Origin of the sequence: Bifidobacterium bohemicum DSM 22767 (assembly GCF_000741525.1) — a bacterium.
In the GTDB taxonomy this organism is placed as follows: domain Bacteria; phylum Actinomycetota; class Actinomycetes; order Actinomycetales; family Bifidobacteriaceae; genus Bifidobacterium; species Bifidobacterium bohemicum.
The window spans coordinates 470915-484855 of the sequence record NZ_JGYP01000002.1 but is presented as its reverse complement, the minus strand read 5'-3'; the positions used below and the strand labels follow the sequence as shown (position 1 = coordinate 484855).

Here is a 13941-nt window from a genome sequence, read left to right as displayed (position 1 = left end):
TAGCAAAGAGATATCAGACGCCAGAGATCCTAATTCGCGAATAGATGTTTTGAATATCCGTGAATAAACCAAAGGAACTTATGATGAACGATAAAATCCAACCTAATAAGTGGGGTGATGCGAAATGCCTGACCAGCGAACAGGATGTCACCGAATTCCTTGAAACTTCGATGCGTGAGGGCGGCAGTATGGATGATGACAGTGAGGTCCGCTGACTATTTTCTTTCCACGGTTTTCGATGCCGCTCGAACGGAGAAAAAGATGTCGGATATCGCCGAACGCACGAAAATGAAACGGATCAGCGTGTACAGGTCTTTGAAGCCTGACGCAACCCATCGTTCCGTACAGTTTTGTCGGCCTTGCGTGAGCTCGGCGCGAACTTTGCGATTGTGCTGTTACGCCCTGCAAAGGCCTGATTCCTTCACGCGTCATCGGAGGGTTTATTGTTTCCTGCGACGGGTATGTGTTGATGTCATGCGCGTTTTTAAGATGAGTTATTGATTGATTGGGCATTTAGGTTTTCGAAGGCGGGGCTGGGCATTATGAAACGACGTGGCGGATTCGCGCGGGTGGTGCCGGCGTTTTTGGCCGTCGTTGCGTTGTCGGTCTCAGGCTGCGCGAACGCCGCCGAAGTCGGTGATTTCGCCGATACTGTGAATGCCGCATCGACAGCGGTATCCGGTACGCATTCTCAGAATGACAATAAAGTTCCGGGGGGGGGGTTATTCCCTCGGTAGATTCCGGCGCCATTCAAGCACCTCTAGATAATTTGAAACCGTATGATAAGCGAGAAATACCGGCCACTCAAATTTCAACAAATGGTGACAATGCGTCAGGATTAGGTGCTCAGGCCTTCTGCAACGCAAGGAATGATAGTTGGTTTGGTTCAAGCTATGGTGGTCCTTCTGAGGATATATGAATTGGAGTATTTCGTCGGATTGCGCTTTTACCATTACTAAGGGTTCGGTACCGGCCGATTACGATGCTGCTAATTTACCTTGGCGAACATATAGCACACAAATTATTTTATTGGTGGTAAGTAGCATCCACATCAAACCGGGTTGCACATCACTGTATAACTGGTTTGACAATATGCCTGCTATGAAATCTTTCAACGGTCCGGGCTTAGTGTCGGCAACGGAAAATGGTCAATGTCAAAAATTTGACACAATTGGTAGGTCACAATCCATCTTTGGAGACTTTAATAGGACTAGACACTTGGAATATGTCGGGTGTTTCGCGTGTGGTAAATATGTTCATTTCAGATACAAAGTTATCGGTGATTCCGGAAATAGAGTTCTGGGACATCTCTCATATTTCGACTTTTCGGGGAATGTTCGCGGATATGCCATCTTTGGCAACATTAAATTTGAGCACATGGACGATTCCCGGTGCAGCTGAAATGAGTTATTGCTTCGGCAGTGATTCAAATTCTCTTCGCTTCTTAAAGATGAAAGCAGGTGTTGCTCTGTCGGGCAATGCATTCAAAACCGGGCTTCACCTACAGGGCGCTGGGAAAACTTCGGATGGCATTCTGAAAATGGGTGGTCAGGGATTCCGCTTACGGATGGCCTTCCCGCATCTGCAACAGCAACATGGTGCGGACGCCCTTATACGGTTTCGTTCGACAAGAACGCAATTGACGCATTCGATTCGGCGACAGGTGGTGAACATCTGGGTTGGTCGGATATGGGGTTTGCTGCCGGTGGCGTGACTCGTGCGGGGTATCGGCTGGCGGGTTGGAGCCTCGCGTCGGATGGTTCCTCGAAGGTGTATGCGCCGGGTTCGACGTGGAACTTGGAAGCTGTCGATGTGCCAAAAGCCGATGATGTGACGTGGTATGCGGTGTGGAAGCCGTTGCCGGTGCCGGTGGTGTCGAGTGTGGTACCGGTTGTGGATGGCGATGGTCGGACGACCGGGGTGAAGGTCAGCGGTTCGGTTTCGAGTGGCGGTGGTGACCTGGCTTCGTTAACTGTCGGTGGTGCCGATGGCGATAAAGTGGCGGTTACCCCGGAGCGTTCGAATGTTGTGGTGAGGGCGGTTGTGCCGGTTGGGATCGCGCTTGATTCGGGGTCTTGTACGCCTTGTTCGTGTACGCGATGGTGCCGTTGTCGTCGTTTGTATCTGACGATCCAGCAGGTTCCGGTGTCGAGTACCGGTTCAAGGCGAGGCCGACGACCACGGCCGACGGGGATTTGGCGGTGTCGGCTACGTACCCGACCAGGATGATGGTGGATGTGGTGGCGCCGGTCTTTGCGACGGGCGGAGGGAATGTGGATCGGCTGCGGTTCGACCCCAAGGCGCAGATGGTTCGTGGTTGGGTGTTCAGTTCCGCGGACGAGGCTGGTCGTGCGGGGGAGTCGTCGTTCTCGGTGACGGTGACGCGGCCGGCCGGTTCGTCAACAACGGCGACGACGCTAAAGTGTGAGTCCGGCGCAGCGGTCATCGATGGAGCTCCGGCTCCGTCGGCGTCGTGCCCGGCTGCAGGTGCGTCTGCGGACGAGGCAGGCGTGTTCGCTTTGCCTGTTCCGAGAGGCGTGCTGCTGCAGGGCGATGCGAGCGCGACGGTGTCCGACGTCGCGAATGTGTCCGCGCCGTCCAGGTTTGACATGACGATGCCGACGGTCTCGGCTCTTCCGAAAACCGGCGGCCAGGCTCCGATTGAATGGCTCCGCCGCGCGCTTCTCGCCGTTGTTGCCGTCGTCTTTGCGCTAAGTGCCGCCCTCGCCCGCCGCCAGTTCGCGGCCGCTGCCGTCTAGTGTCATTGAATGTCACTGGGTGCTGCCTCCATGTGCCGCGCAAGTTCGACGCCTTCCGCCTCCAGTGCCCCTAACACGTCATTAGTGCCTTTTACCGTATGTTTTTCGCCATGAAAACCTACGCGAAGAGGCACTAATGACCGGTTAGAGGCACAAAAAAGATAGAGTGCGGGACATGAAGTTGGAACGTGGCATACGCGGTAGGACGTTGATCGCATCGCGAGCGGCAGCGACTCCGCCTCGCTTTCTGACAGCGTATTGCATTACGTTGATTTCTGCTGATAGTGTAGTGATGCCTCTTGTCCAATTCGCTCGGACCGGAAAAGGAGCATGACACTACTGCCACAGACGGCATACCGGTCAACGCCAGCTCCCTGAACTGGTATATGAACGACATCGGTCTTTCGTCGGATTCCTTGGCCCGCAAGGCTAATGTCAGCGCCTCTCGTCTTGATGATGTCTTGCATGGGTGCGCATGGGTTGACCTTTCGGCAACTGAACAACATCGCCGAAAAGCTGTTGACAGCCATAGCCTCTTTGCTGATTCCACCGCCAGTAAGCCGTCCATGCCTGAACCCGTCGATTTTCGACGGAATGGTGGCGAGCCATTGACGTATGAATTCAACAGGAAACTTTCCGACATTCTTATTTTCCTGCAACGGAGGCAGCCGCCGGACATTTTCCCCGCTATCTGGGATTGGCTTGCCGTTCGGCTTGATGGCGAGTCGCCTTGCGTCTGCCCACGGGTGTTGCATGAGCTTGATGCGCGGAATCCCGGCGGTGATAAACCGCTTGTCAAATTCGTCGAAGCGTATTCGTCCTGCGATGGCGACCGGCAGCCTGCATTTGATGAGATAGCTGCCGTGGGCGAGATTAGTAACGATACCCTGATTGGGTGCGAGGCGCCAAGAACGAGGCCGATCCGTGGCTTATCGCCGATGCGAGGATGCGTGGCGTGGCTATCATAACCAACGAGAAATCCGCAAGTCAGGCATCGCCCTCAAATCCCGGGATTTCGTTTGTGGCCTCGAAGATGTATGGCATACTGACTGTGGATTTTTTCGCGTATATGCGACAGGCCGGTGCGAGTTTCCGAAAACCTCAAAAGGGGTTTGAACGTTTGCCTCATCTGATGGGATTTTAAATCTTGTTGGTACAGGCTGATCGAAAGTATGCGCCCGGGATCGTCCAGATGCGATTTGTCCGGCATTGGTGTATACTGTTGTATTTGCATAAGGTGTGTCATATTGCGGGCATGCTTACAGTGAGGGAGCGCCCGCGTACTCAAAGTATATAGCGGCTTTGAGGGTGTTTGCTTACGGTTTGGAAAGTACAGAACAAGCAAGCGATAAGGAACGTCCATTGGCTACTAAGCTCAAGACGAACACCACACAAGTCATCGCACGCGCCGACCAGCACGATATCGAAGTGCACAAGGCATCGGACCGTGTGAATTTCGGTTCCATCAAGGAACCCATCGACGTACCCTACCTCCTTGGGGTGCAGACCGACAGCTTCGATTGGCTGATCGGCAACGAGCGCTGGAAGAGGAAGGCCGAGGCGGACATCAAGGCCGGCACCAACGAGGTGGCCCACACCTCCGGTCTCGAAGAGGTCTTCGAGGAGATTTCGCCAATCGAGAACTTCGCGCAGACCATGAGCCTGACCTTCTCGGACCCGTACTTCGAGGAGCCGCGTCACACCGTCGAGGAGTGCAAGGAGAAGGACTACACCTACTCCGCGCCGCTCTACGTCAACGCGGAATTCGAAAACGGCGACACCGGCGAGATCAAGAGCCAGACGGTGTTCATGGGAGACTTCCCGTTGCAGACCCCGCACGGCACCTTCATCATCGGCGGCACCGAGCGCGTCATCGTCTCGCAGCTTGTCCGCTCCCCGGGCGTCTACTTCGACCGCACCCCGGACCGCACCTCCGACAAGGAGGTCTTCGGCGCGAAGATCATCCCCAGCCGTGGTGCATGGTTGGAGTTCGAAATCGACAAGCGCGACCAGCTCGGCGTGCGTGTGGATCGCAAGCGCAAGCAGTCCGCGATCGTCTTCCTTATGGCCATCGGCATGACGAAGCCCGAGATCGCCAAGGCGTTCAAGGATTATCCGTTGGTGCTTGAAGCCCTTGATAAGGAGCCGATCGAGACGCAGGACGAGGCTTTGACCGACCTCTACCGCAAGATTCGCCCGGCCGACGCCGCGTCGCCCGAAGCGGGCCGCAACCTTTTGGAATCCTTCTATTTCAATACACATCGTTATGACTTGGCTCGCGTGGGCCGCTACAAGATCAACCGCAAGCTCGGCCTGGAGATTGACCCCTCCGACCGCGCCCTGAGCCGCGAGGACATCATCGCGACCATCAAGTACCTGACCGCTTTGCACGCCGGAAACAAGACCTTCCCGGGTAAGCGTGGCGGCAAGGACGTGGATTTGCGTGTGGACGTGGACGATATCGACCACTTCGGCAACCGTCGCATCCGTCAGGTGGGCGAGCTGATTCAGAACCAGCTGCGCACCGGCCTGAGTCGTATGGAGCGCGTGGTCCGTGAGCGTATGACCACTCAGGACGCCGAATCCATCACTCCGCAGTCACTGATTAACATCCGCCCTGTGAACGCGACGATCAAGGAGTTCTTCGGAACCTCACAGCTGAGCCAGTTCATGGATCAGAACAACCCGCTTTCCGGCGTGACCAACAAGCGTCGTCTGTCGGCTCTGGGCCCCGGCGGTCTGTCCCGGGATCGTGCCTCCATGGAGGTCCGAGACGTTCACCCGTCCCACTTTGGTCGCATGTGCCCGATCGAGTCCCCTGAAGGCCCGAACATCGGTCTGATCGGCTCTTTGGCGACTTTCGGGCGCGTCAACCCGTTCGGTTTCATCGAGACTCCGTACCGCAAGGTCGTCGACGGCCATGTCACCGACGAAATCGAGTACATGACCGCAGATCGTGATTCCGAGCACGTCATCGCCCAAGCCAATCAGGAGCTGGACGAGAACGGCGACTTCGTCTCTAAGACCGCTTTGGCGCGGTCCGGTGAGGATGAGGCTGTCGATGTGCCGGTCAGCCAAGTGGATTACATGGACGTTTCACCGCGTCAGATGGTGTCGGTGGGTGCTTCGCTGATTCCGTTCCTGGAGCACGACGAGGGTCACCGAGCACTCATGGGCACCAACATGCAGCGTCAGGCCGTGCCGCTCGTCCAGTCCGAGCGCCCGCTGGTGGGCACCGGTTCGGAATGGCGCACCGCCTACGATTCCGGAGACACGATCCTGGCCCAAAAGGATGGCGTGGTTAGCTACGTTTCCGCTGATATCATTCGTGTCACGAATGACGACGGCACCCAGTCCAGTTACAAACTGGCGAAGTTCCAGCGTTCCAACCAGACAACGAACTACAACCAGCGCCCGTTGGTCAAGGATGGCGAGCGCGTCGAGCGCGGCAGCGTCCTGGCGGACGGCCCGGCCACCGAAAAGGGCGATCTGGCCTTGGGCAAGAACGTGCTGGTCGCGTTCATGCCGTGGAACGGCTACAACTACGAGGACGCCGTCATCATTTCGCAGCGTCTGGTGCGCGACGACACGTTGTCCTCCATCCACATCGAGGAATACGAAATCGACGCCCGTGACACCAAGCTTGGTGCCGAAGAGATCACCCGTGACCTGCCGAACGTCGGCGAGGACGCAGTGGCGAACCTTGACGAGCGCGGCATCATCCGCATCGGCGCCGAGGTCGAGGCCGGCGACATTCTGGTCGGCAAGGTCACCCCGAAGGGCGAGACCGAGCTGACCCCTGAGGAGCGTCTGCTCCGCGCCATCTTCGGCGAGAAGAGCCGTGAGGTGCGTGACACCTCGCTGCGCGTGCCTCACGGTGAGTCCGGCACGGTCATCTCCATCAAGGAGATCACCCGCGATGAGGCCGAGGAGGACGGCGATGAGCTGCCTAACGGTGTCAATTCGATGATTCGTGTGTACATCGCCCAGCACCGCAAGATCACGGTGGGCGACAAGCTCTCCGGCCGTCACGGCAATAAGGGCTGCATTTCGCGCATTCTGCCCGAGGAGGATATGCCGTTCCTCGCAGATGGCACGCCGGTCGACATCATGCTCAACCCGTTGGGTGTGCCTAGCCGTATGAACCTCGGTCAGGTGCTTGAGTTGCATCTGGGTTGGATCGCCCACGCCGGCTGGGACATCAAACTCGACCCGAACATGGAGGCCGAGTGGAAGAAGCGTGTGCCGCAGGGCGCCGAAAGCGGCGAGCCCGGCACTCCGGTGGCCACCCCCGTGTTCGACGGCGTGCGTCCCGATGTGATTCAGGGCCTGCTGCGCAGCACCCTTCCCGACCGCGACGGCAACAAGCTTGTCGGCGAGGACGGCAAGGCCACGCTCTACGACGGCCGCACCGGCGAACCGTTCCCCAAGCCGATTTCCGTGGGGTACATGTACATGCTCAAGCTGCATCACCTTGTGGACGACAAGATTCACGCCCGTTCCACCGGTCCCTACTCCATGATCACCCAGCAGCCTCTCGGCGGCAAGGCCCAGTTCGGCGGCCAGCGTTTCGGTGAGATGGAGGTGTGGGCTCTGGAAGCCTACGGTGCCGCGTACACGTTGCACGAGATGATGACCACCAAGTCCGACGATGTGGACGGCCGCGTGCGCGCCTACGGCGCAATCGTGAAGGGCGACAGCCTGCCGCCGGCCGGCATTCCCGAGTCCTTCAAGGTGCTGGTCAAGGAGATGCAGTCGCTTTCGCTGAACGTCGAAGTCCTCAACGCCGACGGTGTGGCGATCGACCTCAACGACGCCGAAGACGACCCGACCTCGTCCTCGCATGACCTTGGCTTCAACATCGGCGCGCGTCCCGACGCCGCCGCCAAGGACGATCAGGCAGCTCCCCAGCCGGAATACCGCTGACCCAAATCCTTCCGTGGCTCCGGTGATTACACCGGACACGGGAGGGCAAACCATCGTGATTTGAACCAATTGGAAGACAGGACAAAAGAGTGCTGGACGTCAACGCATTTGATAAATTGAGGATCGGCCTCGCGACCACCGAGGACATCCACAACTGGAGCTACGGCGAAGTCAAGAAGCCGGAAACCATTAATTACCGAACCTTGAAGCCGGAAAAGGACGGCTTGTTCGGCGAGCAGATCTTCGGACCGACCCGTGACTGGGAGTGCGCCTGCGGCAAATACAAGCGCGTGCGCTTTAAGGGAATCGTCTGCGAGCGCTGTGGGGTCGAGGTGACCCGTTCGCGCGTTCGTCGTGAGCGTATGGGGCACATCGAGCTTGCGGCTCCCGTGACTCATATCTGGTTCTTCAAAGGCGTGCCGAGCCGTTTGGGCTACCTGCTCGACATCGCCCCGAAGGATCTTGAGAAGGTCATCTATTTCGCGGCCTACATGGTCACAAGCGTCGATGAGGAGCAGCGTCATCAGGATCTGCCCGATCTGCAGGACGAGTTCGATACCGAGATCGCGCAACTGCTGAAGCGTCGTGACAATGAGGTGGAGGAGCGCGCCAAGAAACTCGAAAACGACTTGGCCGAGCTCGAGGCCAGTGACGATGCGAAGGGCGGGGCCAAGTCCAAGCTCAGGAACTCCGCCGAGCGTGAGATGGCGGCCATCCGCCAGCGCTACGACGACCAGGTGCAGCGCCTGAACGCCGTGTTCGACCGTTTCAAAGGCCTGCAGCCTGGCGACATGGAAGGCGATGTGGACCTTTGGCAGGAAATGGTCGATCGTTACGGCGACTATTTCGAGGGTTGCATGGGCGCCGAGGCCATCAAGAAGCGCCTGCAGGACTTCGACCTTGAGGGGGCGGCCAAGCAGCTCCGTTCCGAAATCGACACCGGTACCGGTCAGCGCAAGGCCCGTGCGTTGAAGCGCCTGAAGGTCGTCAACGCGTTCCTGTCCACCGGAAACAAGCCTGAGTCCATGGTGTTGGACGCGATTCCGGTCATCCCGCCGGATCTGCGTCCTATGGTGCAGCTCGACGGTGGCCGTTTCGCCACATCCGACCTCAACGACTTGTACCGTCGCGTCATCAACCGCAACAACCGTTTGAAGCGGTTGATTGAGCTGGGTGCGCCCGAGATCATGCTCAACAACGAGAAGCGCATGCTTCAGGAGGCCGTGGATTCGCTGCTCGACAACGGCCGTCGCGGACGCCCCGTCACGGGCGCTTCGAACCGCCCCCTGAAGTCCCTGTCGGATATGCTCAAGGGCAAGCAGGGTCGTTTCCGTCAGAACCTTCTCGGCAAACGCGTGGACTACTCCGGCCGTTCCGTGATCGTGGTCGGTCCTTCGCTGCGCATGCACCAGTGTGGCCTGCCTAAGCCCATGGCCCTGGAGCTGTTCAAGCCCTTCGTCATCAAGAAGCTCGTGGAGCAGAACTACGCGCAGAATATGAAGAGCGCCAAGCGTCTTGTGGATCGTGCCGATTCCTCGGTGTGGGACGTGCTCGAAGACGTCATCAGCGAGCACCCTGTTCTGCTCAACCGTGCGCCTACCTTGCACCGTCTGGGCATCCAGGCCTTCGAACCGATCCTGGTCGAAGGCAAGGCGATTCACCTGCCGCCGCTCGCATGCGCCGCATTCAACGCGGACTTCGACGGCGACCAGATGGCAGTCCATCTTCCGCTGAGCGTTGAGGCGCAGGCCGAGGCGCGTTCTTTGATGATGGCCTCCGACAATATCCTTAAGCCGGCAGATGGCCACACGGTCACGATGCCGTCCCAGGATATGATTCTGGGTCTGTACTATCTTTCCACCGTCGTGGAAGGCGCCAAGGGACAGGGTCGTGTGCTCGGATCCATAGATGAGTTGCAGATGGCCGTGGATCGTCATGACGTGGACGTCCAGGCCAAGGTGCTCGTGCGCCTGCCCAAGGAGTTCGTGTTGCCGACCGGTTGGGAACCCAGTGAGCTCAAAGTCATCGATCCGGAGCCGGGCAGCCCGGACGTCGTGAAGGAAGAACGGTTCGCCGACGGTTCCGTCCTGTTCGCGACCTCCATGGGTCTGTTGCAGTTCAACGAGACCCTGCCCACCGATTATCCGTTCATCAACGAGCAGGTCGCCAAGGGCAGGCTTTCGACCATCGTCGATGATATCGCGACGCGTTATTCGACGGCGCAAGTCGCGGCCACCCTCGACGCGTTGAAGGATTTGGGCTTCACCCGCGCTCCGTGGTCCGGCGTGACCATGTCGTTCTCTGATATCGTGGAGCCTTCGGACCGCGAGGACATCATCAAGGATTACGAGGCGCAGTCCGACAAGATCAACGACAACTACGAGTTGGGTACGTTGACCGAGGAGGAGCGTCGTCAGGAGCTGATCAACCTGTGGACCGAGTGCACCGACAAGGTGGCCGACTCCATGCGCGACAACTTCAAGGACGACAACAACGTCAACATCATGGTGCAGTCCGGGGCGCGAGGCAACTGGATGCAGATCCGCCAGATCTCAGGCATGCGAGGACTGGTGGCGAACCCGAAGGGCGAGATCATCTCCCGCCCGGTCAAGTCGAACTACCGCGAGGGCCTGTCCGTGTTGGAGTACTTCATCTCCCAGCACGGCGCCCGTAAGGGTCTGGCCGATACCGCACTTCGTACCGCCGAATCCGGCTACCTCACCCGTCGTCTGGTGGACGTCGCGCAGGAGGTCATCGTTCGCGACGAGGATTGCGGCACCACCAAGGGTCTGATGATGAAGGTCGGTGAACGCGATGAGAACGGCAACCTGGTGCTGGTCAAGGCCGCTGACGGCGGCCCTTACTCGCGTCTGCTTGCCGAGGATGTCCTCGATCCGGCTGACGGCAAGACCGTGCTGTACAAGCGCGACGACGCCTTGTCGATGGATGTGCTGCGTGACCTTGTGGCGCATGGCGTCGAGGAGGTCAAGGCGCGTTCCGTGCTGACCTGCGAGTCCAAGCGCGGCGTGTGCGCGAAGTGCTACGGCTGGTCCTTGGCCACGAACCGCTTGGTGGATGTGGGTGAGGCCGTTGGTATTGTCGCGGCCCAGTCCATCGGCGAGCCTGGTACGCAGTTGACGCTTCGTTCCTTCCACTCAGGCGGCGTGGCTTCGGCTTCCGATATCACCCAGGGTCTGCCTCGTGTCACCGAGCTTTTCGAAGCACGTACGCCTAAGGGCGAAGCTCCGATCGCGGAATACCCCGGCACCGTCAAGGTGGAGGACACCGACCACGGCCGCGAGGTCACGCTTACTCCGGACGACACCTCCATCGAGGCGATTACTTATCCGGTGACGCGTCGCGCCCCGCTTATGGTGCATGATGGCGACCATGTCGAAACCGGTACGCAGCTGATCGAAGGTTCCATCGACCCGAAGAAGATTCTGCGCATTCTTGGACCTCGTGCCGCTCAGGTCAACATCGTGGAGGGTGTGCACGACGTGTACCGCTCCCAGGGTGTGGACATCCACGACAAGCACATCGAGGTCATCGTCCACCAGATGCTTCGCCGTATCACGGTGATCGACTCCGGCACCACGGCGCTTCTGCCGGGCGAGTTGGTCGATCAGGCGAAGTTCCGTGAGGCGAACCTTGCGGCCGTCAAGGCCGGCGGCAAGCCGGCCGCGGGTCGTCCCGAGCTGCTGGGCATCACCAAGGCGTCGCTGGCCACCGATTCGTGGCTGTCGGCAGCGTCCTTCCAGGAGACCACGCGTGTCCTGACCGAGGCCGCTCTCGAGCAGAAGTCCGACGAGCTCAAGGGCTTGAAGGAGAACGTCATCATCGGTAAGCTCATCCCGGCCGGCACCGGCCTGGCGCGGTATCGCAACGCGACCGTCGAGCCCGACAAGGCCATCCGCGACACGATCTACCCGAACTTCGGTTTGGGTGGTGACGACATGAATGGCGCCTTCGGTGAGGGTGGCATGGACGATGTGGACTTCTCGAACATCGACTTCGGCGACCTGAAGCTTGGTGAGGACTTCAACCCTGATGACTTCCTCAATGATCAGGGTGGTCAGGAGGACCTGGGTGGTCTGGGCGACTTCGGTGACGACTCGGCGTCTGGCAATGATTCCGGTATCAACGCCGCCTTCGGCTCGGGTGCCGGCTCTGACGACAACTTCGGTGCCGGTGACGCGGATCTAGGCTCCTCACAGGACTGAGACCGGCTGCGTAAGTCGAACCGCCTGAATCGGTGGTTCGTCTGAACACTAACGTTTTGCCCCGGTGCATCCCCGTGATGCCCGGGGCAAACGCGTATCTGCGCCTGACCTTGTAACCGTAATCACCATTACGGTTCATTGAAAGCGGTGTCAAGCTCGAATGCGGTTGTTGGGCGGATCCGTTATGTCGAAAGCGGATAGGCGATCCAAGTGATCGGGGCTAGGAAGAGACGGAGTTTATTACAAGGGAGCAATCACCCTCAGCTCACAGCTGGCGGTGGGGTAGGAGGGGGGGGCTGGATTTGTTGTGGGGGACTTGCGTCTGCGTGGCAATGTTTCCGGAATGGGATAATGTGGCACTATGACTGCTTTACCATTCCCGCCGCCACCGGAGTTCGGCTGGTATGACGACGATAACGCTGTTGTTTCGTGCCACGCTGTCTCGGTCGAGGCATCGACCGGACAGGTTCAGACAACGGGGACGAATGTCATCCCGACGTTGGACGGTCTGGCCGTACAGACTGCCGGTCATCAGGAGGAGTCTTATTCGGGGCCGGAAGTGAACTCGGATGGCGATATCGAGGATTGGGATGGCACCGTTCTTTCGTCCACGTTCCTGCAGGATGCTCCCCGGAAACGATACCGCTTGCACAATGATGTAACCGGGCAGGACATCCTTTTGGACAAGAGTGCATTACTTGGCCGCAGGGTGTCGGCCACGGTGCCTGAAGGTGTCATGTCGATTAAATTGGATGATCCCACACGCACCGTTTCGCGCAATCATGCCGCGGTCAGCTTCGACAAGGACGGGTCGTTGTGGATTGAGGATTACGGTTCCCTGAACGGAACCTTTGTTATCGTCGATGACAAGGAGCAACAAGTCAAGGGCAGTGCCGTGCGGCTGACCGTTCCCGGCACGATACGGATCGGCGATCAGTTCTTCCGGTTGACTCAGGCATGATTTTGGCGATTCGATATCGGTTGGACGAATTGCCGTGACGGTGTTGGCTGATGTTGATCCAACGGCTGGTTTGCGGTCTGCCGTCGGGTGCGGCCTTATGCCCGTCCAGACTCTGCGACGGCTTGCCGTCAAAGCCGGTCGGCGCGAACGCAACAGGTGAACGGTCCTACCGTGCCGTTCGAAATAAAGAAGCGCACAACGCTGTGAGGCGACCGGAGGCGCGATTGATGACTTGTCGCAACCAGAGGGCTACCTGTCGCAATTGCGGCCGGGTCTGGTGTGCGGAGTATGTCCGGGTTTGTGTGGCCTGTGTCGGGCCTGAGGCTGCGTGTCGGGGCGTGCGTGGGTTTGAACCTTTGAAAAGGCGTTGGGAAGGCATCCACTGGCACATGTTTCACGTCATCGAGCGGAATCACATCAATTCGACCGGGACGCGGCATCGTCGTGCTGGCGATATCCCGGTATTTTTGAAGGGCCGGCATCAAGCGGTCGCCCGATGCCGGCCCTGCCCATAAAACTGAGGCGGTTGAACTCACTGCCCACGCGAGGCCAAGGCCGCGTTGATGGCCGGGTCGCCAAGCTTTGCAAGCCAGTCCAACAGCTCGGGGTAGGTGTTCGGGTTGCGGGCGAGGCATGGACGCAGTTCCGGCGCATACTGCGCAATCCTTGCTATGGTCAGCTGATCCGTGTTGGGGTCAAGCGCTTGTTCGGCGGTAAAACCATAGGGGTTGGTGGCTACCGATTGCTGAGGCTGGGCATTCGTCGGAGTCGCCGGTTGCGGGTCAGCCATCTGGTTCAGATCGTTGCTGGGCTCATTATAAACGGCTTGCGCCTGTTGTTCTGCGCTGGCGGACGCGTTGAATCCCATGGCGCTGAGAGTCTGCTTGGCTCGGTCGTCCCCGAATTCGGCCAGCCAGCGTTTCAAGCCGGGGTATGCACGCGGATTGGCGGCTACATTGGCGCCGAAATCAGGGTTTTCGTAGGCGATCTTTGCCAGAAGTACGGGGTCGGCGTTTTGGTCCTGCACGGTAGCGACGGCGGTATCATAATCGACCATTTGAACTGTTCACTT

At 58.7% G+C, this 13941-nt stretch carries 9 protein-coding genes; 8 read left to right on the top strand and 1 reads right to left on the bottom strand.

The genetic code is table 11. The features are described from left to right. Positions 1–83 precede the first annotated feature (83 nt). From BBOH_RS09400 to BBOH_RS04210, 8 genes are all read left to right on the top strand, one after another. Positions 84–215: a hypothetical protein gene (locus BBOH_RS09400; protein WP_272945338.1), complete on the top strand. Its 132-nt coding sequence runs from the start codon at positions 84–86 to the stop codon at positions 213–215. 929 nt (positions 216–1144) lie between these two features. Next, positions 1145–1714, top strand: coding sequence for a BspA family leucine-rich repeat surface protein (locus BBOH_RS04245; protein ID WP_033521694.1), 570 nt, complete (start codon positions 1145–1147; stop codon positions 1712–1714). A 394-nt stretch (positions 1715–2108) separates the two neighbouring features. Then, a complete protein-coding gene (locus tag BBOH_RS04235; RefSeq protein WP_143242443.1) occupies positions 2109–2759 on the top strand; it encodes a hypothetical protein in 651 nt (216 codons plus the stop codon). 299 nt (positions 2760–3058) lie between these two features. After that, on the top strand, positions 3059–3727 hold the full coding sequence (locus BBOH_RS08770; protein ID WP_143242441.1) for a hypothetical protein: 669 nt from the start codon (positions 3059–3061) through the stop codon (positions 3725–3727). Next, positions 3706–3903, top strand: a complete 198-nt coding sequence (locus tag BBOH_RS09550; protein WP_143242439.1) for a hypothetical protein — start codon at positions 3706–3708, stop codon at positions 3901–3903. Before BBOH_RS08770 ends, BBOH_RS09550 begins: the two co-directional genes overlap by 22 nt. Positions 3904–4121: 218 nt before the next feature. After that, positions 4122–7685, top strand: coding sequence for a DNA-directed RNA polymerase subunit beta (gene rpoB / locus BBOH_RS04220; RefSeq protein ID WP_033521704.1), 3564 nt, complete (start codon positions 4122–4124; stop codon positions 7683–7685). A gap of 89 nt (positions 7686–7774) precedes the next feature. Next, complete coding sequence (locus BBOH_RS04215) at positions 7775–11908, top strand: DNA-directed RNA polymerase subunit beta' (RefSeq protein ID WP_033521707.1); 4134 nt, start codon at positions 7775–7777, stop codon at positions 11906–11908. Between the two features lie 361 nt (positions 11909–12269). After that, positions 12270–12869: an FHA domain-containing protein gene (locus BBOH_RS04210; protein ID WP_033521709.1), complete on the top strand. Its 600-nt coding sequence runs from the start codon at positions 12270–12272 to the stop codon at positions 12867–12869. Positions 12870–13401: 532 nt separating this feature from the next. Here the strand turns inward: BBOH_RS04210 and BBOH_RS04205 are convergent. After that, positions 13402–13926, bottom strand: a complete 525-nt coding sequence (locus BBOH_RS04205) for a variant leucine-rich repeat-containing protein (protein WP_033521712.1) — start codon at positions 13924–13926, stop codon at positions 13402–13404. Between the last annotated feature and the right edge of the window lie 15 nt (positions 13927–13941).

What these genes read in the sequence shown, in the direction of transcription:
- BBOH_RS09400 (WP_272945338.1), top strand. Translation starts at nt 84, where the DNA reads ATGAACGATAAAATCCAACCTAATAAGTGGGGTGATGCGAAATGCCTG.
- BBOH_RS04245 (WP_033521694.1), top strand. Translation starts at nt 1,145, where the DNA reads ATGGTCAATGTCAAAAATTTGACACAATTGGTAGGTCACAATCCATCT.
- BBOH_RS09550 (WP_143242439.1), top strand. Translation starts at nt 3,706, where the DNA reads ATGCGTGGCGTGGCTATCATAACCAACGAGAAATCCGCAAGTCAGGCA.
- BBOH_RS04210 (WP_033521709.1), top strand. Translation starts at nt 12,270, where the DNA reads ATGACTGCTTTACCATTCCCGCCGCCACCGGAGTTCGGCTGGTATGAC.
- BBOH_RS04205 (WP_033521712.1), bottom strand. Translation starts at nt 13,926, where the DNA reads ATGGTCGATTATGATACCGCCGTCGCTACCGTGCAGGACCAAAACGCC.